This window comes from Burkholderia cepacia complex sp. TUM26381, from assembly GCF_057439935.1.
Window position 1 is genome coordinate 3,295,907 of the sequence record NZ_CM172006.1, and the last position, 23,750, is coordinate 3,319,656.

At 67.3% G+C, this 23,750-nt stretch carries 19 protein-coding genes; 16 read left to right on the forward strand and 3 right to left on the reverse strand.

The window, feature by feature from the left end; translation table 11 throughout:
- Window positions 1-61: 61 nt before the first annotated feature.
- The gene (locus ACWMMN_RS15485; RefSeq protein WP_059233075.1) at window positions 62-1,054 is read right to left on the reverse strand and encodes a fumarylacetoacetate hydrolase family protein; all 993 of its coding nucleotides are present in this window, start codon (window positions 1,052-1,054) and stop codon (window positions 62-64) included.
- 130 nt (window positions 1,055-1,184) lie between these two features.
- Between ACWMMN_RS15485 and ACWMMN_RS15490 the strand changes: the two genes are divergently transcribed.
- From ACWMMN_RS15490 to metH, 5 genes are all read left to right on the forward strand, one after another.
- Window positions 1,185-2,051, forward strand: a complete 867-nt coding sequence (locus ACWMMN_RS15490) for an IclR family transcriptional regulator (protein WP_059233074.1) — start codon at window positions 1,185-1,187, stop codon at window positions 2,049-2,051.
- Window positions 2,052-2,165: 114 nt separating this feature from the next.
- Window positions 2,166-3,419: a DUF3108 domain-containing protein gene (locus ACWMMN_RS15495; protein ID WP_486422829.1), complete on the forward strand. Its 1,254-nt coding sequence runs from the start codon at window positions 2,166-2,168 to the stop codon at window positions 3,417-3,419.
- 241 nt (window positions 3,420-3,660) lie between these two features.
- Window positions 3,661-3,918 (forward strand): BTH_I0359 family protein, encoded by a 258-nt coding sequence (locus ACWMMN_RS15500; protein WP_006477667.1) that lies wholly within the window; start codon window positions 3,661-3,663, stop codon window positions 3,916-3,918.
- 201 nt (window positions 3,919-4,119) lie between these two features.
- Entirely contained in the window at window positions 4,120-5,187 is a 1,068-nt protein-coding gene (locus ACWMMN_RS15505) for a homocysteine S-methyltransferase family protein (protein WP_256085309.1), read from the forward strand.
- A gap of 43 nt (window positions 5,188-5,230) precedes the next feature.
- A complete protein-coding gene (gene metH, locus ACWMMN_RS15510; RefSeq protein WP_059233071.1) occupies window positions 5,231-7,948 on the forward strand; it encodes a methionine synthase in 2,718 nt (905 codons plus the stop codon).
- 117 nt (window positions 7,949-8,065) lie between these two features.
- Here metH and ACWMMN_RS15515 read toward each other — a convergent pair whose 3' ends face one another.
- Complete coding sequence (locus tag ACWMMN_RS15515; RefSeq protein ID WP_011353361.1) at window positions 8,066-8,389, reverse strand: DUF1840 domain-containing protein; 324 nt, start codon at window positions 8,387-8,389, stop codon at window positions 8,066-8,068.
- 200 nt (window positions 8,390-8,589) lie between these two features.
- On the opposite strand from ACWMMN_RS15515, the gene argS reads away from it, so the two are divergent.
- From argS to ACWMMN_RS15545, 6 genes are all read left to right on the forward strand, one after another.
- Window positions 8,590-10,371, forward strand: a complete 1,782-nt coding sequence (gene argS, locus ACWMMN_RS15520; RefSeq protein WP_342703004.1) for an arginine--tRNA ligase — start codon at window positions 8,590-8,592, stop codon at window positions 10,369-10,371.
- 92 nt (window positions 10,372-10,463) lie between these two features.
- Entirely contained in the window at window positions 10,464-11,366 is a 903-nt protein-coding gene (locus ACWMMN_RS15525; RefSeq protein WP_059233069.1) for an SPOR domain-containing protein, read from the forward strand.
- A 70-nt stretch (window positions 11,367-11,436) separates the two neighbouring features.
- The gene (locus ACWMMN_RS15530) at window positions 11,437-12,075 is read left to right on the forward strand and encodes a thiol:disulfide interchange protein DsbA/DsbL (RefSeq protein WP_059233068.1); all 639 of its coding nucleotides are present in this window, start codon (window positions 11,437-11,439) and stop codon (window positions 12,073-12,075) included.
- A gap of 19 nt (window positions 12,076-12,094) precedes the next feature.
- Window positions 12,095-12,868, forward strand: coding sequence for an SDR family oxidoreductase (locus ACWMMN_RS15535; RefSeq protein WP_059233067.1), 774 nt, complete (start codon window positions 12,095-12,097; stop codon window positions 12,866-12,868).
- A gap of 400 nt (window positions 12,869-13,268) precedes the next feature.
- Complete coding sequence (locus tag ACWMMN_RS15540; RefSeq protein ID WP_256085310.1) at window positions 13,269-14,864, forward strand: ABC transporter substrate-binding protein; 1,596 nt, start codon at window positions 13,269-13,271, stop codon at window positions 14,862-14,864.
- A 192-nt stretch (window positions 14,865-15,056) separates the two neighbouring features.
- Window positions 15,057-16,697, forward strand: coding sequence for an ABC-F family ATP-binding cassette domain-containing protein (locus ACWMMN_RS15545; RefSeq protein ID WP_340624512.1), 1,641 nt, complete (start codon window positions 15,057-15,059; stop codon window positions 16,695-16,697).
- 16 nt (window positions 16,698-16,713) lie between these two features.
- Here the strand turns inward: ACWMMN_RS15545 and ACWMMN_RS15550 are convergent, their stop codons facing one another.
- Window positions 16,714-17,793 carry an MBL fold metallo-hydrolase gene (locus ACWMMN_RS15550; protein WP_256085312.1) on the reverse strand — a complete coding sequence of 360 codons (1,080 nt, stop codon included), beginning with the start codon at window positions 17,791-17,793 and terminating at the stop codon, window positions 16,714-16,716.
- A gap of 304 nt (window positions 17,794-18,097) precedes the next feature.
- On the opposite strand from ACWMMN_RS15550, the gene aceK reads away from it, so the two are divergent.
- From aceK to ACWMMN_RS15575, 5 genes are all read left to right on the forward strand, one after another.
- Window positions 18,098-19,915, forward strand: a complete 1,818-nt coding sequence (gene aceK / locus ACWMMN_RS15555; RefSeq protein WP_174994221.1) for a bifunctional isocitrate dehydrogenase kinase/phosphatase — start codon at window positions 18,098-18,100, stop codon at window positions 19,913-19,915.
- Between the two features lie 55 nt (window positions 19,916-19,970).
- Entirely contained in the window at window positions 19,971-20,738 is a 768-nt protein-coding gene (gene can, locus ACWMMN_RS15560; protein ID WP_059233062.1) for a carbonate dehydratase, read from the forward strand.
- 102 nt (window positions 20,739-20,840) lie between these two features.
- The gene (locus tag ACWMMN_RS15565) at window positions 20,841-21,518 is read left to right on the forward strand and encodes an SDR family oxidoreductase (RefSeq protein WP_174994222.1); all 678 of its coding nucleotides are present in this window, start codon (window positions 20,841-20,843) and stop codon (window positions 21,516-21,518) included.
- Between the two features lie 39 nt (window positions 21,519-21,557).
- Window positions 21,558-21,995, forward strand: a complete 438-nt coding sequence (locus ACWMMN_RS15570) for a YchJ family protein (RefSeq protein WP_059233060.1) — start codon at window positions 21,558-21,560, stop codon at window positions 21,993-21,995.
- Between the two features lie 106 nt (window positions 21,996-22,101).
- Window positions 22,102-23,367, forward strand: a complete 1,266-nt coding sequence (locus tag ACWMMN_RS15575) for a dienelactone hydrolase family protein (protein WP_174994223.1) — start codon at window positions 22,102-22,104, stop codon at window positions 23,365-23,367.
- Window positions 23,368-23,750: the final 383 nt, after the last annotated feature.

Consider the following 23,750-nt stretch of genomic DNA (forward strand, 5'->3'; position numbering starts at 1 on the left):
GCGAAACCCGGCGCGCGGGCCGGAGCCAGGTTCCGCCGTGGCGTGGCGTGCGCCGCGCCGCTTACGCCGTGCCGTCGGGCGGGGCGACCGACTGCTCGATCGCGCCGAAGATCGACTTGCCGGCCGCGTCGAACATCTCGATGCGCACGGTGTCGCCGTAGCGCATGAATTCGGTCTGCGGCGCACCGTGCTCGATCGTCTCGAGGCAACGCTTCTCGGCGATGCAGCAGTAGCCGCGCTTCGCGTCCTTGTTCGACACGGTGCCCGAGCCGACGATCGAGCCGGCACGCAGGTTGCGCGTCTTCGCCGCGTGCGCGACCAGCTGGCCGAAGTGGAACACCATGTCGGTGCCCGCATCGGGCTGGCCGACCTTCCTGCCGTTCCAGTGGACGATCATCGGCCGGTGCACGCGGCCTTCGCGCCATTCGTCGCCGAGCTCGTCGGGCGTCACGGCGACCGGCGCGAACGCGGTGGCCGGCTTGCTCTGGAAGAAGCCGAAGCCCTTCGCGAGTTCGGCGGGGATCAGGTTGCGCAGCGACACGTCGTTCACGAGCGTGACGAGCCGCACGGCCTTCAGCGCGGCGTCGGGCGACACGCTCATCGGCACGTCGCCGGTGATCACCGCGACTTCCGCCTCGAAATCGATGCCCCACGCTTCCGACGGGCACACGACGTCGTCGCGGGGCCCGAGGAAATCGTCGCTGCCGCCCTGGTACATCAGCGGATCGGTCCAGAACTCGGGCGGCATCTCCGCGCCGCGCGCACGGCGCACGAGCTCGACGTGGTTCACGTACGCGGAGCCGTCGGCCCACTGGAACGCGCGCGGCAGCGGCGCCATGCAGTTGGCCGGATCGAATGCGAACGTGTTGCGCGCGCGGCCGTGGTTCAGCGCGTCGTACAGGTCGCGCAGCTGCGGCGCATAGAACGCCCAGTCGTCGAGGACGCGCTGCAGCGTCGGCGCGATCGCGTCGGCGATCGCCGCGGTGTGCAGATCGCGCGACACGACGATCAGCTGGCCGTCGCGCGTGCCGTCCTTCAGCGAAGCAAGTTTCATAAGGGGGACTCTGCCGTTGTAGTGACGATGGAGGGAATCTATTTTACGATGGTGAATCCATGCGGCGCGCGACGATCGCGCCTGCCGTTTTCACCCCGATTCCTGCCGCATTTTCGCGCACCCGTTGCCCATGCCCGCCAACCCGCTTCCCGACGACGATCTCGCCGACTCCGACACCGACGACGCCGCCTCCGGCGAGAACGGCGAGAAGGTCCGTTCCGGCATCCAGTCGATCGAGGTCGGCTTCCGCCTGCTCGACGTGCTGACGAGCGAACCGCGCGCGATGATGCTGCGCGATCTCGCGCAGCGCGCGGGCATGAGTCCTGCGAAGGCGCACCGCTACCTCGTCAGCTTCTCGCGGCTCGGTGTCGTGTCGCAAGACCCCGTCTCCGGGCGCTACGAGCTCGGCGGCTTCGCGTTGCAGATGGGGCTCGCGCGGCTCGCACGCGTCGACGGCGTGAAGCTCGCGCGGATCGCGCTGACCGAATTCCGCGACCGCCTCGACCAGACGGTCGGCATCGCGGTGTGGGGCAACCAGGGGCCGACGATCGTGCACTGGATGGAATCGAGCCATCCGGCGAAGGCGTCCTTGAAGCTCGGCGACGTGATGCCGCTGCTCGGCTCCGCGACGGGGCTGCTGTTCGCCGCGTACCTGCCGCGCAGCAAGACCGCCGCGATGCTCGAGCGCGAACTCGCCGATACGCGCCGTTCGCCGCACCACGGCGGCCCGCGCACGCTCGACGAGGTCGACGCGGTGCTTGCCGGCGTGCGCCAGCACGAAGCCGCGCGCGTCGAAGGGATGCTGCTGCCGACGATCCACGCGTTCTGCATGCCCGTGTTCGACGCGGTCGGCGAACTCGCGCTCGCGATCGTCGCACTCGGCCAGGAAGGCTCGTTCGACATCGCATGGGGCGGCGAGATCGACACCGCGCTGCGTGCATGCGCGCAGAAACTGTCCTACGAACTCGGCTATAGTCCCGACGCGCGCGACGCCTGACGCCCCCCGGTTCGCCCCGTGTCACGCATCGCGAACGCGTAGCGCATCCGACGGTCCGATTCCTGTGGCGCGCTTGCGCGCCCGACGTCACGCGACCGCCCCGATCCTGTTCCGATGCCCATGCAGCCTGCCGACATCCGCCCGAGTCACGCCCTGCCCCGCCGCTGGCTGCGCGTGGGCATTGCGCTCGTCGTCGTGCTGGTGCTGCACGCGCTCGCCGCGTTCTGGCTGATGCGCAATCGGGAATCGTTCACGCCGCCGCCGCCCGCCGAGATCCCCGTGCAGATCGAGCTGCTGAAGCCGCAACCGATCGAGCGCCAGAGCGCGCCGAAGCCCGTCGAGCATCCGGCCGCCCCCGCGCCGGCTGCGCCCGGGGCGGCCGCGCCGAAGCCCGCACCGTCGCCCGAGCCGGTCCTCACGGCAACGCAGACGGCCGAGCGCGGCGAACCGCCGGCCGCCGCCTCCGCTGCGAGCGGCGTACCGGGCGCATCGGGCGCGTCGGATGCGCACGCCGCATCGGCCGCCGGCGCCAGCAGCGCCGCAACGCCCGGCCCCGCGACGCATGGCGTGAAGTTCGCCGCGCCGCCGTCCGGCGACCTGCAGTACGACACGTTCTACAACGGCATGCAGAACATGATCGGCACGATCCGCTGGCGCACCGACGGGCACACCTACGACCTGTCGGTGTCGATGCCGGTGCCGTTCGTCGGCCCGTTCACCTATCGCAGCGAAGGCCGCATCGACGCGTTCGGCGTCGCGCCCGACCGGTACGTCGAGAAGCGCGGCAAACGGCCGGAAGACATCGCGATCTTCAATCGCGAGATCCGCCAGGTCGTGTTCACGCGCACGCCGAACAACGCACCGCTGCCCGACGGCGTGCAGGACCGCTTCAGCATGCTGATGCAGTTGTCGGGGCTCGTGCGCGGCAACCCTGCCGCGTACCAGCCGGGCGTCACGCAGCAGTTCTTCGTGATCGACAACAACAGCGGCGAGACCTGGCCGATCACCGTGATCGGCGACGAGCAGGTGCAGACGCAGACCGGCATCATCGACGCGCGGCACTTCATGCGCCTGCCGCGCCGCGACGGCGACACGCGCCGCATCGACATGTGGCTCGCGCCGTCGCTCGGCTGGCTGCCCGCGCGGCTCGTGCAAACCGAGCCGAACGGTGCGCAGATCGAGCTACTATGGCATGGTCGGCTCGCGGCACCGGATGTGCCTGCCGACACCGCGCCGACAGGCGGCGCAACGAACGCGCCCGCCGGCGCAACGCCACCCGATGCAACGTCCGCACCGCCGACGGAACCGGCGCAACCCGCGCCGCCGGCGAGCGGGCAACCGCCTGCATCGTCGGCTGTCACACAGTGAACGCGCACGGATCGGCAAATTCGACCGATTACAGATTTCGTCGAAATGGCCGATGACACTCTTTAACAACTATTTCCGTCCACCGGCAGACAATAAGAAACGTTTCATAGACATCGGCTTCTAACCGATACACCCCAGCAAACGGGAACGGGGTGTGCAGCGCAAGCCCCTTGAAACCGGCAAGGCCCGCCCCACCTAGGGGACAACAAGGCCAGATGCCACTGCGAAGAGGAGTGCCGCCATGCAAATGATCTACAACAGCCCCAACTACTGCGTCGTCGAATTTGCGCCGCAGGCCGGCCATCACCTGATGAATGCCGGTGGCTACGAAATCGTCGACAAGAACGCGCAGCGCGAGATCTTCATCGACGGCGAACTTGCCGAACGATTCCGCGCGCACGTGAAGCAGCTGATCGAGGATGAGCCGTCGCTCGACGAAGTCGACGAATTCCTCGGACAATTCGACAGCCTGATGATGATGCCCGTCGTGCTGCACTGACGACCCGCGGCCCGGCGCCTCGCGCGGCCGGGCCATTCGCCGCGCAGCGACGCGGCGCCGCGAGCACTCCGATCCTGCCCCCGCCCGGTTCGCCGGCGGGGGTTTTCATTTGGCGCGCCGCCCGGCGCCGCGCAAGGCCGGGCGGCACCCAGGCGCACCGGCTACAATGGCGGTTTTCCCGTCTTCGCCGGTCTTTCGCCCATGTCTGCGACTCCTCTCGCCGCTTCCGCCCCGCTCGACGCGCCCTACACGCGCGGCGCCGCCCTGCCCGCGCTGCTGAAATCGCGCATCCTGATCCTCGACGGCGCGATGGGCACGATGATCCAGCGCTACAAGCTCGACGAAGCTGCGTATCGCGGCAAGCGCTTCAAGGATTTCCCGCGCGACATCAAGGGCAACAACGAGCTGCTGTCGCTCACGCAGCCGCAGATCATCCGCGAGATCCACGACCAGTATTTCGCGGCCGGCGCCGACATCGTCGAAACCAACACGTTCGGCGCGACGACCGTCGCGCAGGCCGACTACGGGATGGAAGATCTCGTCGTCGAGATGAACATCGAATCGGCGAAGCTCGCACGCGAAGCCGCCGCGAAATACGCGACGCCGGCCAAGCCGCGCTTCGTCGCGGGCGCGATCGGGCCGACGCCGAAGACGGCGAGCATCTCGCCGGACGTCAACGATCCGGGCGCGCGCAACGTCACGTTCGACGAGCTGCGCACGTCGTATTACCAGCAGGCGAAGGCATTGCTCGACGGCGGCGTCGACCTGTTCCTCGTCGAGACGATCTTCGACACGCTGAACGCGAAGGCCGCGCTGTTCGCACTCGACGAGCTGTTCGAGGACACCGGCGAACGCCTGCCGATCATGATCTCGGGCACCGTCACCGATGCGTCGGGCCGGATCCTGTCGGGCCAGACCGTCGAGGCATTCTGGAATTCGCTGCGTCACGCGAAGCCGCTCACGTTCGGCCTGAACTGCGCACTCGGCGCGGCGCTGATGCGCCCGTACATCGCCGAGCTGGCGAAACTGTGCGACACCTACGTGTCGTGCTACCCGAACGCGGGCCTGCCGAACCCGATGAGCGACACGGGCTTCGACGAAACGCCGGACGTCACGTCGGGCCTGCTGAAGGAATTCGCGCAGGCCGGGCTCGTGAACCTCGCGGGCGGCTGCTGCGGCACGACGCCCGAACACATCGCCGAAATCGCGAAGGCGCTCGCCGACGTGAAGCCGCGCCGCTGGCCGAACCAGTACAGCGACAACGCCTGACCCGACCGTCCCCACGCCCTTCATCACCAGAATTCGCACCGCCATGACCGATCACATGATGCGCCTTGCCGGCCTCGAGCCGTTCAACGTCACGTCCGGGACGCTCTTCATCAACGTCGGCGAACGCACCAACGTCACCGGCTCGAAGGCGTTCGCACGGATGATCCTCAACGGCCAGTTCGACGAGGCGCTCGCCGTCGCGCGCCAGCAGGTCGAGAACGGCGCGCAGGTGATCGACATCAACATGGACGAGGCGATGCTCGATTCGAAGGCGGCGATGGTGCGCTTCCTGAACCTGATCGCATCGGAGCCGGACATCGCGCGCGTGCCGATCATGATCGACTCGTCGAAGTGGGAAGTCATCGAGGCCGGCCTCAAGTGCGTGCAGGGCAAGGCGATCGTGAACTCGATCTCGCTGAAGGAAGGCGAGGACGCGTTCCGCCACCACGCGAACCTGATCCGCCGCTACGGCGCAGCCGCCGTCGTGATGGCGTTCGACGAAACGGGCCAGGCCGACACGTACGAACGCAAGACCGAGATCTGCAAGCGCTCGTACGACTTCCTCGTGAACGAAGTCGGCTTCCCGCCGGAAGACATCATCTTCGACCCGAACATCTTCGCGGTCGCGACGGGCATCGAGGAGCACAACAACTACGCGGTCGACTTCATCGAGGCGACCCGCTGGATCAAGCAGAACCTGCCGTACGCGAAGGTGAGCGGCGGCGTGTCGAACGTGTCGTTCTCGTTCCGCGGCAACGACCCGGTGCGCGAGGCGATCCACACCGTGTTCCTGTATCACGCGATCCAGGCCGGGATGGACATGGGCATCGTGAACGCGGGCCAGCTCGGCGTGTACGCCGATCTCGACGCCGAGCTGCGCGAGCGCGTCGAGGACGTGATCCTGAACCGCCGCGACGATTCCACCGACCGCCTGCTCGAGATCGCCGACAAGTTCAAGGCGGGGGGCGCGAAAAAGGAAGAGAACCTCGAGTGGCGCAACCAGCCGGTCGAGAAGCGGCTCTCGCACGCACTGGTGCACGGCATCACGACCTTCATCGTCGAGGACACCGAAGAAGTGCGCGCGAAGATCGACGCGGCCGGCGGCCGTCCGATCAACGTGATCGAAGGCCCGCTGATGGACGGGATGAACATCGTCGGCGACCTGTTCGGCCAGGGCAAGATGTTCCTGCCGCAGGTCGTGAAATCGGCGCGCGTGATGAAGCAGGCCGTCGCGCACCTGATTCCGTTCATCGAGGAAGAAAAGCGCCTGCTCGCGGAAGCGGGCGGCGACGTGCGCGCGAAGGGCAAGATCGTCATCGCGACCGTGAAGGGCGACGTGCACGACATCGGCAAGAACATCGTGTCGGTCGTGCTCCAGTGCAACAACTTCGAAGTGGTCAACATGGGCGTGATGGTCCCGTGCAACGAGATCCTCGCGAAGGCGAAGGTCGAGGGCGCGGACATCATCGGGCTGTCGGGCCTCATCACGCCGAGCCTCGAGGAAATGGCGTACGTCGCATCCGAAATGCAGCGCGACGACTACTTCCGCGTGAAGAAGATTCCGCTGCTGATCGGCGGCGCGACGACGTCGCGCGTGCACACGGCCGTGAAGATCGCGCCGCACTACGAAGGTCCGGTCGTCTACGTGCCCGACGCATCGCGCTCGGTGTCGGTCGCGTCGAACCTGCTGTCCGACGAAGGCGCGGCGAAATACCTCGACGAGCTGAAGTCCGACTACGAACGCATCCGCGACCAGCACGCGAACCGCAAGGCGCAGCCGATGGTCACGCTCGAGCAGGCGCGCGCGAACAAGACGAAGGTCGACTGGGCCGGCTATACGCCGGTGAAGCCGAAATTCATCGGCCGCCGCGTGTTCAAGAACTACGACCTGAGCGAACTCGCGAACTACATCGACTGGGGTCCGTTCTTCCAGACCTGGGACCTCGCGGGCCCGTACCCGGCGATCCTGAACGACGAGATCGTCGGCGAATCGGCGCGGCGTGTGTTCTCCGACGCGAAGTCGATGCTCGCGCGCCTGATCCAGGGCCGCTGGTTGACCGCGAGCGGCGTGATCTCGCTGCTGCCGGCGAATACCGTCAACGACGACGACATCGAGATCTACAGCGACGAGTCGCGCTCGGAAGTGCTGCTCACGTGGCGCAACCTGCGCCAGCAGAGCGTGCGCCCGGTGGTCGACGGGGTGATGCGGCCGAACCGCTCGCTCGCCGACTTCATCGCGCCGAAGGAATCGGGCGTGGCCGACTACATCGGGATGTTCGCGGTGACGGCCGGCCTGGGTGTCGACGTGAAGGAAAAGCAGTTCGAAGCCGACCACGACGACTACAGCGCGATCATGCTGAAGGCGCTTGCCGACCGCTTCGCCGAAGCGTTCGCCGAAGCGATGCATGCACGCGTGCGGCGCGAGCTGTGGGGCTATGCGAGCGGCGAGACGCTCGACAACGACGCGCTGATCGCGGAGAAGTACGCGGGCATCCGCCCGGCGCCCGGCTACCCGGCCTGCCCCGACCACCTCGTGAAGCGCGACATGTTCGACGTGCTGCGCGCGGACGAGATCGGCATGAGCGTGACCGACTCGCTGGCGATGCTGCCGGCCGCGAGTGTGTCGGGCTTCTACCTCGCGCATCCGGACAGCCGCTATTTCTCGGTCGGCAAAATCGGGCAGGATCAGCTCGAGGACTACGCGCAGCGCATGGCGCTGTCGCTCGACGACGCGCGACGCGCGCTCGCGCCGCAGCTCTGAGCGACGCGAACGGGCGGCCAGCGGCCCGCCTTCGTTTGGTCAGACAAAAGAAAAAGCCCGCTCGAAAGCGGGCTTTTTCTTGTCTGGCCAATCTGTCGTGTTGCCAGGCAAGGACGCTCAGAAGCCCCAGTGCACGTCGGCCTCGCCGGCCTTCGCTTCGCGCAGCATCGTGAGGAACGGCGCGACGCGCTGGGCCAGGCTCGGCGGCACTTCGTGGTGCGCGTGGTCGGCTTCGTCCTCGTGGAAATGGCCGGCATGCTCGGCGCGCTCCTGCTTCGCCTGCGCGACGGCGCCTTCCAGCTTGGCGATCGCGTGGTCCAGCTCATCGTGCGTAATCACACCGCGCTCGCCCAGCTGCTTGCCGACGAGACCCAGCACATACACGGCGAAATCCTTCAGCACGTCGAGATCCTGTGCCGCCTTGCTCTTGAACGTAATCATGACAATTCCCTTTTCATCTTGTTGTGCCTGCGCGGCGCGGTTGGGGAACGCCGGCAGACCGGCGTCCGGCCTCGCGGACGCGGGCCGCCTGAGCGGCATATTAGCACCTGTTAAAATTCTGCGATCCCTGAAACGCGCGCTTAAAAAGCGCGCCGGCGGGCCGGCGTTTCCGGCCGCCACCAACGAAGCCTTCTACCAGCATGCTGCCAGCACACAAACAGACCCTCGAAGCCCTGCTCGCGGATAGCGTCAAGCAGGTCGCACACGCGCTGAAAGGCGCCGACGGCGCGTCCGTCGCCCCGACCATCACGCTGGAGCGCCCGAAGGTCGCCGCGCACGGCGACGTCGCGTGCAACGTCGCGATGCAGCTCGCCAAGCCGCTCGGCACGAACCCGCGCCAGCTCGCCGATCAGATCGTCGCCGCGCTCATCGCGCAGCCGGCCGCGCAAGGCCTCGTCGAAGCCGCCGAGATCGCCGGCCCCGGCTTCATCAACCTGCGCCTGTCGGCCGCCGCGAAGCAGGCGGTGATCGCCGCCGTGTTCGACCAGGGCCGCGCGTTCGGCACGTCGGATCGCGAGAAAGGCAAGCAGGTGTTGCTCGAATTCGTGTCGGCGAACCCGACCGGCCCGCTGCACGTCGGCCACGGCCGCCAGGCCGCGCTCGGCGACGTGCTCGCGAACGTCATCGCGAGCCAGGGCTACGCGGTGCACCGCGAGTTCTACTACAACGACGCAGGCGTGCAGATCGGCAACCTCGCGATCTCGACGCAGGCGCGCGCACGCGGCCTGAAGCCGGGCGACGCGGGCTGGCCGGAAGCCGCGTACAACGGCGAATACATCGCCGACATCGCGCGCGACTTCCTGAGCGGCGAAACGGTCGCCGCATCGGACGGCGAGCCGGTGAAGGGCACGGGCGACGTCGAGGATCTCGACGCGATCCGCAAGTTCGCGGTCACGTACCTGCGTCGCGAGCAGGACATGGACTTGCAGGCGTTCGGCGTGAAATTCGACCAGTATTACCTCGAGTCGTCGCTGTACAGCGAAGGCCGCGTCGAGAAGACGGTCGACGCGCTGATCAAGGCCGGCATGACCTACGAGCAGGACGGCGCGCTGTGGCTGCGCACGACCGACGAAGGCGACGACAAGGATCGCGTGATGCGCAAGTCGGACGGCACGTACACGTACTTCGTGCCGGACGTCGCGTACCACGTGACGAAGTGGGAGCGCGGCTTCACGAAGGTGATCAACATCCAGGGCTCGGACCACCACGGCACGATCGCGCGTGTGCGCGCCGGCCTGCAGGGGCTGCACATCGGGATCCCGAAGGGCTATCCCGACTACGTGCTGCACAAGATGGTTACCGTGATGCGCGACGGCCAGGAAGTGAAGATCTCGAAGCGCGCGGGCAGCTACGTGACGGTGCGCGACCTGATCGAATGGTCGGGCGGCGCAGCGGCGGGCCAGGAAGCGGCCCCCGACCTGATCGACGAGGCGACCATCACGCGCGGCCGCGACGCGGTGCGTTTCTTCCTGATTTCGCGCAAGGCCGATACCGAGTTCGTGTTCGACATCGACCTCGCGTTGAAACAGAACGACGAAAACCCGGTCTATTACGTCCAGTACGCGCATGCGCGGATCTGTTCGGTGCTCAACGAGCTGAAGTCGCGCTACAACGTCGACGTCTCGCAACTGCCGGGCGCCGACCTGTCGCAGCTGACGAGCACGCAGGCGGCGTCGCTGATGCAGAAGCTGGCCGAGTATCCGGACATGCTCACGCACGCAGCGAACGAGCTTTCGCCGCACGCGGTCGCGTTCTACCTGCGCGATCTCGCTGGCGAATTCCACTCGTTCTACAATGCGGAGCGCGTGCTGGTCGACGACGAAGCGCCGCGCAATGCGCGCGCCGCGCTCCTCGCCGCGACCCGGCAGGTGCTCGAAAACGGTCTGGCGGTGCTCGGCGTGTCCGCGCCCGCCAAGATGTAAGGATGTAAGCGGCCCGAACCGGGCAGCGAATGGCCGTGGCAGAAGCGCCTGCCACGGCCCTTTCACGATTCTTTTTGCAGGTGACTCAAGCAATGGCACAACCACGCCGAACTTCGAAGCAATCGAAACAAGCCGGAGGGACATTTCTTGGAATCGTGTTGGGCCTGATCGTCGGCCTCGCGATCGCCGTGGTGGTGGCGCTCTACATCACGCGCTCGCCGTCGCCGTTCGTGTCGAAGGTCGCGCCGCCGCCGGCCGACAACGGCGCGAGCCAGCCGCAGCAGTTCGACCCGAACCGCGCGCTGCAGGGCAAGACGCCTGGTCAGCCGGTACCGCAGGCCGCACAGCCCGCCCCGCCGAACACCGCGCCCGGCCAGGCCGCGAACCAGACCCAGGGCGGCCTGCTGCCCGAACCGCAGATCGTCGAAGTGCCGCCGTCGGCCAACGGGTCGAGCGGTTCGAACAACACCGGCAGCTCGAACAACACGACCGCGTCGAACAATCCGTCGTCGGGCAATGGCGTCGCCGTCGCACCGAAGCCGGCTGACACCCCGCCGCCGCCGAAGAAGACCCAACAGGCGCAGCAACAGCAGCAAGGCGGCGAGGACGACCTCGCCCGCTTCGCCGCGCAGAAGCAGGCGCAGCAGGCTGCCGCACAAAAGCAGCAGCAACAGCAGCTGGCCGCGAACACGCCGAAGCCGACGTCGTCGGCCACGGCCGCAGCCGCAGCGAAGCCGCCGACCGCGGCCGACGCGAACACCGGCTACTTCCTGCAAGTGGGTGCGTACAAGACCGAAGGCGACGCCGAGCAGCAGCGCGCGCGCCTCGGCTTCCAGGGCTTCGAGTCGAAGGTGTCGAAGCGCGACGTCAGCGGCGTGACCTATTTCCGTGTACGCGTCGGCCCGTTCTCGAAATTCGAGGATATGAACTCGGCCCGTCAGCGCCTGTCCGATGCAGGTGTCGACACGGCGGTGATCCGCTTCACGAAGCAGTAAGCCAACCGGCCGAGCCCACGCAGAACCCGTTACGTTCCGTAACCCGAGCAACTGATTCGACGTTCACAACATGAAAAAACTGCTTAGCACGCTCCTTCTGTCCCTGGGCCTGGCCGCCGGTCTCGCCCAGGCTTCGCCCGCCGCACCGGTCGCCGGCAAGGACTTCGAGGTGATGAAGTCGCCGCAGCCGGCGTCCGCGCCGGCCGGCAAGGTCGAGGTGATCGAGTTCTTCTGGTACGGCTGCCCGCACTGCTACGAATTCGAGCCGACGATCGAGGCCTGGGTGAAGAAGCAGGGCAACAACATCGACTTCAAGCGCGTGCCGGTCGCATTCCGTGACGATTTCGTCCCGCACTCGAAGCTGTACTACGCGGTGTCCGCGCTCGGCATCTCCGAGAAGGTCACGCCGGCGATCTTCAACGCGATCCACAAGCAGAAGAACTACCTGCTGACGCCGCAGGCGCAGGCCGACTTCCTGGCCACGCAGGGCGTCGACAAGAAGCAGTTCATGGACGCGTACAACTCGTTCAGCGTGCAGGGCGAGGTGAACCAGTCGGCCAAGCTGCTGAAGGACTACGCGATCGACGGCGTGCCGACGGTCGTCGTCAATGGCAAGTACAAGACGGGCCCCGCTTACACGAACAGCATCCCGGGCACGGCCCAGGTGCTCGACTTCCTCGTGAAGCAGGTTCAGGACAAGAAGCTCTGATCCCCGTCCGCGCACCGGCATGACTACTCCACTGAAGGTCTTCATCACCGGTGCGTCGAGCGGCCTCGGCCTCGCGATGGCCGAGGAATACGCCCGCCAGGGCGCCACGCTCGCCCTCGTCGCGCGACGCACCGATGCACTCGAGGCGTTCGCGCGGCGATTCCCCAAGCTGACCATCTCCGTCTATTCCGCCGACGTGCGCGACGCCGACGCGCTCGCGACGGCCGCCGCGTCGTTCATCGCGACGCACGGCTGCCCCGACGTCGTGATCGCGAACGCGGGCATCAGCCAGGGCGCCGTCACGGGCCAGGGCGATCTCGCGACGTTCCGCGACGTGATGGACATCAACTACTACGGGATGGTCGCGACGTTCGAGCCGTTCGTCGGCCCGATGACGGCCACGCGCCACGGCACGCTGGTCGGTGTCGCGAGCGTCGCCGGCGTGCGCGGCCTGCCCGGCTCCGGCGCGTACAGCGCGTCGAAATCGGCCGCGATCAAGTATCTCGAATCGCTGCGCGTCGAGCTGCGTCCGGCCGGCGTCGGCGTCGTGACGATCGCGCCCGGCTACATCCGCACGCCGATGACCGCGCACAACCCGTACCGGATGCCGTTCCTGATGGACGCCGACCGCTTCGCCGCACGCGCGGCGCGCGCGATCGCGCGGCAGCACGCGTTCCGCGTGATTCCGTGGCAGATGGGCGTTGTCGCGAAGGTGTTGCACGTGCTGCCACGCTGGCTGTACGACCGCCTGTTCGAAAAGGCGCCGCGCAAGCCGAAGGCCGGCGCGCACTGACGATCCGCCGAAGCGGCCTCGCGCGACGTGCGCCGGGCCGTATCGTCGCGCCGTGACGCGTCGGTTCTGCGTCGGTTCTGCGTCGGTTCCGCGTCGGTTCCGCGTCGGTTCCGCGCCGGTTCCGCGTCGGTTCCGCGTCGCCTTCCGTTGCAGCTTCACCACCCCATCCCCCGCTCCGCCCGCCGGCTCTCCCGCCCCCGCCGCACCTTCCGCCGCATCAACACCCGTTCCGTCGCGAACGCAGCCGTTTTTCGGTCAATTCGCCGCGTTCCGTCGCCTTTTTCCACGCGTCGCGCGCTTTGACGGTATGCTATTCGCCAGCCGCGCCGGCCCTGCCCGCTTCCGGGCCGCGCCCGCATCCCGTCACCCAGCAAAAAACACAAGCCACGTGGGAGATCCTATGCACGTCAAGCTGTTCGCCGCGGCCGCCGTTGCCGCCGCCCTTGCCGCCCCCGGCCTCGCCGCCGCCAAGCCGCTCACCGTCTGCACGGAATCGAGCCCGGACGGCTTCGACGTCGTGCAGTACAACTCGCTCGTCACGACCAACGCGTCGGCCGACGTGATCTTCAACACGCTCGTGTCCTACGACGAAGCCGCGAAGAAGGTCGTGCCCGCGCTCGCCGACAAATGGGAAGCGAGCGCCGACGGCCTCACGTACACGTTCCACCTGCGCCCGAACGTCGCGTTCCAGACCACCGACTATTTCAAGCCGGGCCGTGCGCTCGACGCGGACGACGTCGTGTTCACGTTCACGCGCATGCTCGACGATTCGAACCCGTGGCACAAGGTCGCCGGCGCGAGCGGCTTCCCGCATGCGCAATCGATGGGCCTCGTGAAGCTCGTGAAGTCGGTCACGAAGGTCGACGACAGCACGGTGAAATTCGTGCTGAACGAGCCGAACGCGACCTTCGTGCCGATCCTGACGATGGGCTTCGCGTCGATCTACTCGGCCGAATACGCGGACCAGCTGCTGAAGGCTGGCAAGCAGGCCGACCTGAACGCGAAACCGGTCGGCACCGGCCCGTTCGTGCTGAAGAGCTATACGAAGGACGCGCTGATCCGTTACGACGTGAACCCGACGTACTGGGGCACGAAGCCGAAGGTCGACCGGCTGATCTACGCGATCACGCCCGACCCGTCGGTGCGCCTGCAGAAGGTGAAGGCCGGCGAATGCCAGATCGCGCTGTCGCCGAAGCCGCAGGACGTGCTCGCCGCAAAGGGCGAAAGCGCGCTGAAGGTCGTGCAGACGCCCGCGTTCATGACCGCGTTCGTCGCGCTGAACACGCAGAAGAAGCCGCTCGACAATGACAAGGTGCGCGAAGCGCTGAACCTCGCGTTCGACCGCGCGACCTACCTGAAGGTCGTGTTCGACAACACTGCGACGGCCGCGAACAACCCGTATCCGCCGAACACGTGGAGCTACGCGAAGGACATCGCGCCGTATGCGTACGATCCCGCGAAGGCGAAGCAGCTGCTCGCGCAGGCCGGCTTCCCGAACGGCTTCTCGACGACGATCTGGACGCGCCCGACCGGCAGCGTGCTGAACCCGAACCCGAAGGTCGGCGCGGAACTGCTGCAGGCCGACCTCGCGAAGATCGGCGTGAAGGCCGAAGTGAAAGTGATCGAATGGGGCGAGCTGATCAAGCAGGCGAAGCTCGGCCAGCATGACATGCTGTTCATGGGCTGGGCCGGCGACAACGGCGATCCGGACAACTATCTGTCGCCGCTGTTCAGCTGCAACGCGGTGAAATCGGGCATCAACTTCGCGCGCTTCTGCGATGCGCAGCTCGACAAGCTGATCGCCGACGGCAAGTCGACCGCCGACCAGGCGAAGCGCGCGAAGCTGTACGAATCGGCGCAGAAGATCATTCACGACCAGGCGCTGTGGATCCCGCTCGGCTACCCGACCGCCGCGGCACTGACGCGCACGAACGTGAGCGGCTATCACGTGAGTCCGTTCGGACGCCAGAACTTCACGACGGTCGCCGTGCAGTAACCGTGCGTGGCGCGCAAGCGACGGCGTTCGCGCCGCCCGCTTGCGGCCCGCGCGTTTCGCTTGCTACACTGCGCGCCTGTTCCTCATACCGGACGCCAGCCAAAGTGAACAACTAAGCCTTCCCGAAATGTTTTCGCCGCCCGTGCCACGCACGCCGCGCGCGAAGGTCTTCACGCATTTTTGGAGGTGCTTATGGCTGCAGCCACGCCCACCGGCGCGCTCGTCGCGCTTCATCACGTTTCCTTCCGCTTCGACGACGGCATCACGCTGTTCGATTCGCTCGACCTGTCCATCGATCGCACGCCGACCGGTATCGTCGGCCGCAACGGCATCGGCAAGAGCCTGCTCGCGCAACTGATCGCGGGTCGCTGCGCACCGAGCGCGGGGACGATCGAGCGGCATACGCCCGTCGTCTACGTCGCGCAGCAGCATGACGACGACGCGGCCGGCCCCCGAACCGTCGCGCAGGTCGCCGCGCTCGATGCGCCGCTCGGCGCGCTCGCGCGTCTTGCGAATGGCCGCGCGGCGCCACACGACTTCGACCTGATCGGCGATCGCTGGGATCTCGCGGAGCGGCTGCGCACCGCGCTCGACGCAGCCGGCCTGCACGACGTGCACGCCGGCACACCCGCGCACGCGCTGAGCGGCGGCCAGCTCGCACGCGTCGCGCTGATCGGCGCGCTGCTGTCCGGTGCCGGCTTGCTCGTGCTCGACGAACCGACCAACCATCTCGACGCGCCGGGCCGCGCGTGGCTGCAGGCGGCGCTCGACGGCTGGCGCGGCGGCGTCGTGATCGTGAGCCACGACCGTGCGCTGCTCGCCGGCGTGCAACGCATCGTCGAGCTGACGCCGCACGGGGCGCGCTCGTATGGCGGCAATTACGCGCTCTACCGCGCGCAGCGCGACGCGGAACAGGATGCGGCGCACGCCGCGCTCGACCATGCGCGCACCGAGCGCGGACGCGTGCGGCGCAGGCTCGAACAGGAACACGACACGATCCAGCGCCACGCGGCCGCGTCGCTGCGCGACGCGAAGACGGCCAACCTGTCGTCGATGGCGCGCCAGAGCCGCAAGGGCGCGGCGCGCAGCATCATGGGCCATGTGCGGCGTCATCAGGACACGTTCAAGACGGCGCTCGACGAACGCGTGCAGCAGGCGGCCGCGCGCGTCGAAGCCGAGGCACCCGTGCTCGTGTCGCTGCCGGGCACCGAAGTCAGCGCACGGCGCCAGCTGTTCACGCTCGACCGCGCGCAACTGCCGTGGCACGTCGCGGGCAACGCCGACGCAATCACGTGGTCCGCGAGCGGCGCAGTGCGCATCGCGCTGACGGGCCCGAACGGCTGCGGCAAATCGACATTGCTGAGGATGCTCGCGGGCGAACTCGCGCCGCGTTCGGGGGAATGCACGACACACGTGAGCGCCGCGTATCTCGACCAGCGCCTCGCGCTGCTCGATCCCGAGCGCTCGATCGTCGAACAGTTGGGGCTGCTCGATACGCCGCTTGCCGAAGGCGACCTGCGCAGCCGTCTCGCGTTGTTGCAGCTCGACGCAACACGCGCGACGCAGGCCGCCCGGCAGCTGAGCGGCGGCGAACGGCTGAAGGCCGCGCTCGCGTGCGCGTTGTGGCGCGGCACGCCCGCGCAGCTGTTGCTGCTCGACGAGCCGACCAATCACCTCGACCTCGAATCGGTGCGCGCGATCGAAGCGGCGCTGGCCGGCTTCCCGGGCGCGATCGTCGTCGCATCGCACGACCCCGCGTTTCTCGCGGCGCTCGAACCGACGCACACGATGCAATGGCATCACGACGGGTGGCGCTACGAACCCGTCGTGTAAGGACGACGCAGCGCGCTCAGCCGGCGGTGCGGAACCGCAGCACGCCGTCGTCGCCCTGCTCGCGCACGAGTTCGCCCGCGAGCCACAGCAGGTTCAGGTGCGCGAGCGCCTCGCCGAGCGCGAACGTCATCTGGTGGATGTCGAGCTCGCGGCGGCGGAACATGACCGGCACGATGTCGGCTGCGCTCATCGGCTTCTCCGCGCACGCGACGCGCACTTCCGCGAGCCGCGCGTCGTGGTGTTCGCGCAGTTGCGCGATGCGCGTGCGCACGCCGCGGAACGGCTTGCCGTGCGACGGCAGCACGAGCGTGTCGGGCGCCATCGTCTCGTAGCGGCCGAGCGACTGCAGGTACAGCGCGAGCGGGTTCCCTTCCGGCTCGAGGTCGAACACGGACACGTTCGTCGAGATGCGCGGCAGCACCATGTCGCCGGAAATCAGCACACCGTCCGCGTCGCTGTGCAGCGCGCAATGTTCAGGCGAATGGCCGAAGCCGGTGACGACGCGCCAGGTGCGCGCGCCGATCGTCACCGCGTCGCCTTCGCGCAGGCGCCGGTAGCGCGGCGGCACGGCCGGCACGAGATCCGAGTAATAGTTGCGGCGGTTGCGCAGCTTGTCGAGCGCGGCCGGATCGGTCAGCCCGTGGCGCGCGAAGTGGTCGGCGGCCGCCGCGCCGCCCGCGTTCGAGCCGTTGCCGGCCGCCATCAGGCAGCCGAACATGTATTCGCCGAGCGTCATCCACAGCCGCACGTTCCAGCGACCCTGGTCGCCGCCTTCGCACAGCCAGTTCGCGAGGCCGAAGTGATCGGGGTGGCAGTGCGTGACGAGCACGCGCAGCACCGGCAGGCCGTCGAGATGCGTGTCGAAGATCTGCTCCCAGTGCGTGCGGATCGCGTCCGACGAGATCCCGCAATCGACGATCGTCCAGCCGGCCTGCCCGTCGATCTCGTCGCGCAGCAGCCACAGGTTGATGTGGTCGAGCGAGAACGGCAGCGGCATGCGCAGCCAGCGCACGCCGGGCGCAACCTCGAACGTGTCGCCCGCGGCGGGCAGCGTGTCGGCGAAGGGGTAGTCGAGTTGGTGTTCCAGTGCGTTCATCGGTGGGGTGTCTCGTCGTTATCGGTGCGAATGCGCGCCGGCAGCGGGCACGGCGGGCGTTGCGTCGATTCTATCGCCGTCGCACGAAACGCGTGCCCGGCCGCCGCCGGGCGGTCAAAAAAAGTTCGTGCCAGAATCGGTCCCGTACCCGTATCTTTACGCGAAGATGCACCGAACGGTACGCAACGGTGAACAACGCGCCGATTGCCGACCGTTGGCGCGTCACCCCGAAAGTCATTGAAACGCCGACTTGGGCGCTAAAATGGCGAGTGCTTACAGCCCCTCCCGAACGAGCCTGCACGCGATGAATCACTTCCCCAAACTGCTGTCGTCGCAGATCGGTTTCGACGTCGCGCAGACGATGCTCGAATACTTCGATCGCCACTACCGGATCTTCCGTGAAGCGGCGGTCGAGGCGAAGACGCTGTACGAGCATGGCGACTGGCACGGGCTGCAGCGGCTCGCGCGCGAGCGGATCACGTCGTACGACGATCGCGTGCAGGAATGCGTCGAGGTGCTGGAAGACGAATACGACGCGGAGAACATCGACGACGAAGTGTGGCAGCAGATCAAGCTGCACTACATCGGCCTGCTCACGTCGCACCGCCAGCCCGAGTGCGCGGAAACCTTCTTCAATTCGGTGTGCTGCAAGATCCTGCACCGCTCGTACTTCAGCAACGATTTCATCTTCGTGCGCCCGGCGATCTCGACCGAGTACCTGGAGAACGACGAGCCGGCCGCAAAGCCCACCTACCGCGCGTACTATCCGGGCACCGACGGGCTCGCCACCACGCTCGAGCGCATCGTCACGAACTTCCAGCTCGAACCGGCGTTCGAGGATCTCCCGCGCGACATCGGTTGCGTGATGCAGGCGATCGACGACGAGTTCGGCCACTTCGACGAAGCGCCGAATTTCCAGATCCACGTGCTGTCGTCGCTGTTCTTCCGCAACAAGAGCGCGTACATCATCGGCCGCATCATCAACGCCGACCGCGTGCTGCCGTTCGCGGTGCCGATCCGCCACGTGCGGCCGGGCGTGCTCGCGCTCGACACGGTGCTGCTGCGCCGCGACCTGCTGCAGATCATCTTCAGCTTCTCGCACTCGTACTTCCTCGTCGACATGGGCGTGCCGTCCGCGTACGTCGACTTCCTGTGCACGATCATGCCGGGCAAGCCGAAGGCCGAGATCTACACGTCGGTCGGCCTGCAGAAGCAGGGCAAGAACCTGTTCTACCGCGACCTGCTGCACCATCTGTCGCATTCGAGCGACCGCTTCATCATCGCGCCCGGGATCAAGGGCCTCGTGATGCTCGTGTTCACGCTGCCGTCGTTCCCGTACGTGTTCAAGATCATCAAGGATCACTTCCCGCCGCCGAAGGAAACGACGCGCGCGCAGATCATGGAGAAGTACCAGCTCGTGAAGCGCCACGACCGCCTCGGGCGGATGGCCGACACGCTCGAATATTCGAGCGTCGCGCTGCCGCTCGCACGGCTCGACCACGCGCTCGTGCGCGAGCTCGAGAAGGAAGTGCCGTCGCTGCTCGAATACGAGGACGACAACCTCGTGATCAGGCACCTGTACATCGAGCGCCGGATGACGCCGCTGAACCTGTACCTGCAGAACGGCAGCGACGCGGACGTCGAGCACGGCGTGAAGGAATACGGCAACGCGGTGAAGGAGCTGATGAAGGCGAACATCTTCCCCGGCGACATGCTGTACAAGAACTTCGGCGTCACGCGCCACGGCCGCGTCGTGTTCTACGACTACGACGAGATCGAGTACCTGACCGACTGCAACGTGCGCCGCGTGCCGCCGCCGCGCAACGAGGAAGACGAGCTGTCCGGCGAACCGTGGTATACCGTCGGCCCGCACGACATCTTTCCGGAGACCTACGGACCGTTCCTGCTCGGCGACCCGCGCGTGCGCAGCGTGTTCATGAAGCATCACGCGGACTTTTTCGATCCCGCGCTGTGGCAGGCGAGCAAGGACAAGCTGATGCAGGGCGAATTGCCCGATTTTTACCCGTACGACGCGGCGCTGCGCTTCAGCGTGCGCTACCCTGCGCGCTTCGGCGCGTCGGACCAGAACGACGGCGAAGGCAACGCGCAGCGCGCTGCCTGACGCCGGTGACACCGAACCGATATCGACCCGATTTCCGCCAACGGAAGCCACACCGATGAATACCCAAGACAATCCGCTTTCACATCTGTTCGACAACAACGAAGCCTGGGTCAAGCGCAAGCTCGAGGACGATCCGCAGTTCTTCGCGCGCCTCGCCGACCAGCAGGCGCCGGAATACCTGTGGATCGGCTGTTCGGATTCGCGCGTGCCCGCAAACCAGATCATCGGCCTGCCGCCGGGCGAAGTATTCGTGCACCGCAACATCGCGAACGTCGTCGTGCACAGCGACCTGAACTGCCTGTCGGTGATCCAGTTCGCGGTCGACATCCTGCGCGTGAAGCACATCATGGTCGTCGGCCACTACGGCTGCTCGGGCGTGAACGCGGCGCTGCTCAACCGGCGCGTCGGCCTCGCGGACAACTGGCTGCATCACGTGCAGGACGTGCGTGAGCGCCATGCGGACCTGCTCGACGACTGGCCGGTCGGCGAAGCGCGCTATCGCCGCCTGATCGAGCTGAACGCGATCGAGCAGGTCGTCAACGTGTGCCGCACGACGATCGTCAACGACGCGTGGGCCCGCGGCCAGTCGCTCACCGTGCACGGGCTCGTGTACGGCGTGCACGACGGCCGGATGCGCAACCTCGGGATGGCCGTGTCGAACTTCGAAGCGCTCGACGAGACCTACAAGCGCTGCGTGGCCGCGCTCACCGCCGGCGGCGAGCATGCGCCGGACAACGACATGATCGCGGCGGACGCCGCGCGGCTCGAAGGCGTCGCGCAGGCGGTCGCCGCCACGCTGAAGCCGTGCGACGACGCGAAGTAACGCGGCATTCGCCTGGCGGCCGCTGCGACGCGGCCGCGACACGCATCGAACGGATCTGACACCGGCGCCGCCGCGGCGGCGCCACGGAAAGGAGCGACGGGCATGAAAACCGTATTGATCGTCGGCGCATCGCGCGGCCTCGGCCGCGAATTCGTCCGGCAATACCGGCGCGACGGCTGGAACGTGATCGCCACCGCGCGCGACGATGCGTCGCTCGACGCGCTGCGCGCGCTCGGTGCGCAGGCGCATGCGCTCGATATCGCGCAGCCCGAGCAGATCGCGGCGCTCGGCTGGAAGCTCGACGGCGAACGGCTCGATGCGGCCGTGCTCGTGTCGGGCGTGTACGGGCCGCGCACCGAAGGCGTCGAGACGATCACCGCCGAGGATTTCGACGCGGTGATGCATACGAACGTGCGTGGACCGATGCAACTGCTGCCGATCCTGCTGCCGCTCGTCGAAGATGCGCGCGGCGTGCTGGCCGTCGTGTCGAGCCGGATGGGCAGCATCGCCGAGGCGACCGGCACGACCGGCTGGCTGTACCGCGCGAGCAAGGCCGCGCTGAACGACGCGCTGCGCATCGCGTCGCTGCAGACACGCCATGCCGCGTGCATCTCGCTGCATCCCGGCTGGGTGCGCACCGACATGGGCGGCGCGCAGGCCGCGATCGACCCGGAAACCAGCGTGACCGGCATGCGCCGCGTGATCGCCGAATCCGGTTCGGACGTGTCGCAGGCCAACGGCCGCTTCTTCCAGTACGACGGCATCGAGCTGAGCTGGTGAGCCGAACCGACAACCGATCGTCGTTAATTCCCGTTTCGCATGATTTTGACCCGACCTGACGCGTGCCCGTGCGGCGGCGCGTCCCCCGCCGCCGCCGGTAAAGCGGCGCCGCCGCGCTATGCGGCCTGCTGCGGCCGCTTCATCGACGGCGGCGAAGCCGCGCCGACCGCGCTCGAGTTGATGCGTTCGCGGTACAGCGCATACGTGCTCGGCGCGACCGACTACCTGCGCGCGACGTGGGCGGCGCGCACCTGCCCGCCCGATCTCGACACCGACCCCGAAGCACCCGACGCGCCGCGCTGGCTCGGCCTCGCGGTCAAACGCCATGCGCCGCTCGACGAACGCCACGCGGAGGTCGAATTCGTGGCGCGCTACAAGGTCGGCGGACGCGCCTACCGGCTCCACGAGACGAGCCGTTTCGAGCGCGACGAGCACGGTTTCTGGCGCTATGTCGACGGCGAAGTAAGCGAACGCTGACAAATAGTTGCTGTGTCAGACGCCGGGTAATTCCCGCATTGCACAACCCGATTTTGTCGGGCTACGATGACCTCGAATTGGTCATGTTGCATGGCAGGGCTTACGAATGGCGTTCAGCAAGGTATTGGTGGGATGGATGGCGGCCTGTGCGCTGTCGGCCGCTCAGGCCGGTACGCTGCCGAACGCCAATACAGGTACCAGCGTATCGCTCGCCCATGCCGAGCGCTTCGACTACAGCGACGCGAACCTGCCGCAGGTCGCGGCCGATCTCAACGAACAGATTCTCCGCATCCCGGCCGATGCTTCGGGCGCCGTAACGCTCGAGGCGACGCTCTTCAAGCCGGACGGCCCCGGCCCGTTCCCGCTCGTCGTCTTCAACCACGGCAAGAACACCGGCGATCTCCATCTGCAGCCGCGCAGCCGGCCGCTCGCGTTCGCACGCGAATTCGTGCGCCGCGGCTATGCGGTGATCGCGCCGAACCGCCAGGGCTTCGCCGGCTCGAGCGGCACGTACCAGCAGGAAGGCTGCAACGTCGGCAAGAACGGCCTCGCGCAGGCCGCCGACGTCGATGCGACGGTGCGCTACATGTCGCACCAGCCGTACGTCGATGCGTCGCGCATCGTCGTCGCCGGCACGTCGCACGGCGGCCTCGTATCGGTCGCGTACGGCACCGAAGCCGCGCCGGGCGTGCGCGGCATCATCAACTTCTCGGGCGGGCTGCGCCAGGACCTGTGCGACGGCTGGCAGCGCAACCTCGTCGATGCGTTCGACCAGTACGGCGCGCACACGGCCGTGCGGTCGCTGTGGCTGTACGGCGACAACGATTCGGTATGGACCCCGGCGCTCGTCGCGCAGATGCACGACGCGTACGTGTCGCATGGCACGCAGGCCCAGTTCATCGATTTCGGCCGCTACAAGGACGACGCGCACCGGCTGATCGTCGATCGCGACGGCGTGCCCGTGTGGTGGCCGGCCGTCAATGCATTCCTCGCGCAACTGAACCTGCCGACCTCGGTACGCTACGCAGTCGCGAACCCGCACGAGCCGAAGGCCACCGGCTATGCGTCGATCGATGCGGTCGGCGCGGTGCCGTTCGTCGACGAAGCCGGCCGCGAAGGCTATCGCCGCTTCCTGAACCAGCATCCGAGCCGCGCGTTCGCGGTGTCGTCGGAAGGGGCGTGGTCGTGGGCAGAAGGCGGCGACGACCCGATGGCGCTTGCACTCGACAACTGCGCGAAGCAAGGCGCGGGGGCATGCCGGCTGTACGCGGTCAACGACCGTGTCGTGTGGAACGCGAACACGACGCAGACGGCCGACAACGGCGACGACACCACGCGCGACACCGACACGCGCGCGCTGGCCTCGCGCTGACGCGCGGCGGCCCGTCCGCCGCCGGCCCGCTCAGCTGACGCTCCTTCCTGCGTTTTCTCCTGTCCGCGTGCACCTCGCGCGCCGTCGCACGCCGTTCCGGCGCGCCCGTTTTCGCACCTGATTTCACGCCCGATTCCGCAGATCATTCGACCGCCGCCTTGTGCGCGCGACGTCGCCCCGTTCGCCCGTTTCCCCCTTCGCTCCCCGATTTTTTGCAATCGTGCCGCGTGCCGTCCCGCGATTTTTTTCTGTCGGGGGGTGTCACTCGAACGTCGTCATCTGCGGCCATTTCCCCCCTTCCGCCGCGTTCCGTTCCGAGCCGCCATGAACTGCGCCGAACTCCCGCCCAGTAAGGCTTTGCAGGGTTTGTAACCGCTAGTGCA

Excerpts from the sequence above, each read along its gene's own strand:
- ACWMMN_RS15565 (WP_174994222.1), top strand. The coding sequence starts at position 20,841 with ATGAAAACCGTATTGATCGTCGGCGCATCGCGCGGCCTCGGCCGCGAA.
- ACWMMN_RS15550 (WP_256085312.1), bottom strand. The coding sequence starts at position 17,793 with ATGAACGCACTGGAACACCAACTCGACTACCCCTTCGCCGACACGCTG.
- ACWMMN_RS15500 (WP_006477667.1), top strand. The coding sequence starts at position 3,661 with ATGCAAATGATCTACAACAGCCCCAACTACTGCGTCGTCGAATTTGCG.
- ACWMMN_RS15490 (WP_059233074.1), top strand. The coding sequence starts at position 1,185 with ATGCCCGCCAACCCGCTTCCCGACGACGATCTCGCCGACTCCGACACC.
- ACWMMN_RS15515 (WP_011353361.1), bottom strand. The coding sequence starts at position 8,389 with ATGATTACGTTCAAGAGCAAGGCGGCACAGGATCTCGACGTGCTGAAG.
- ACWMMN_RS15570 (WP_059233060.1), top strand. The coding sequence starts at position 21,558 with ATGATTTTGACCCGACCTGACGCGTGCCCGTGCGGCGGCGCGTCCCCC.
- ACWMMN_RS15485 (WP_059233075.1), bottom strand. The coding sequence starts at position 1,054 with ATGAAACTTGCTTCGCTGAAGGACGGCACGCGCGACGGCCAGCTGATC.
- can (WP_059233062.1), top strand. The coding sequence starts at position 19,971 with ATGAATACCCAAGACAATCCGCTTTCACATCTGTTCGACAACAACGAA.
- ACWMMN_RS15530 (WP_059233068.1), top strand. The coding sequence starts at position 11,437 with ATGAAAAAACTGCTTAGCACGCTCCTTCTGTCCCTGGGCCTGGCCGCC.
- metH (WP_059233071.1), top strand. The coding sequence starts at position 5,231 with ATGACCGATCACATGATGCGCCTTGCCGGCCTCGAGCCGTTCAACGTC.
- ACWMMN_RS15540 (WP_256085310.1), top strand. The coding sequence starts at position 13,269 with ATGCACGTCAAGCTGTTCGCCGCGGCCGCCGTTGCCGCCGCCCTTGCC.
- ACWMMN_RS15525 (WP_059233069.1), top strand. The coding sequence starts at position 10,464 with ATGGCACAACCACGCCGAACTTCGAAGCAATCGAAACAAGCCGGAGGG.
- argS (WP_342703004.1), top strand. The coding sequence starts at position 8,590 with ATGCTGCCAGCACACAAACAGACCCTCGAAGCCCTGCTCGCGGATAGC.
- ACWMMN_RS15505 (WP_256085309.1), top strand. The coding sequence starts at position 4,120 with ATGTCTGCGACTCCTCTCGCCGCTTCCGCCCCGCTCGACGCGCCCTAC.
- ACWMMN_RS15545 (WP_340624512.1), top strand. The coding sequence starts at position 15,057 with ATGGCTGCAGCCACGCCCACCGGCGCGCTCGTCGCGCTTCATCACGTT.
- aceK (WP_174994221.1), top strand. The coding sequence starts at position 18,098 with ATGAATCACTTCCCCAAACTGCTGTCGTCGCAGATCGGTTTCGACGTC.
- ACWMMN_RS15495 (WP_486422829.1), top strand. The coding sequence starts at position 2,166 with ATGCCCATGCAGCCTGCCGACATCCGCCCGAGTCACGCCCTGCCCCGC.
- ACWMMN_RS15535 (WP_059233067.1), top strand. The coding sequence starts at position 12,095 with ATGACTACTCCACTGAAGGTCTTCATCACCGGTGCGTCGAGCGGCCTC.
- ACWMMN_RS15575 (WP_174994223.1), top strand. The coding sequence starts at position 22,102 with ATGGCGTTCAGCAAGGTATTGGTGGGATGGATGGCGGCCTGTGCGCTG.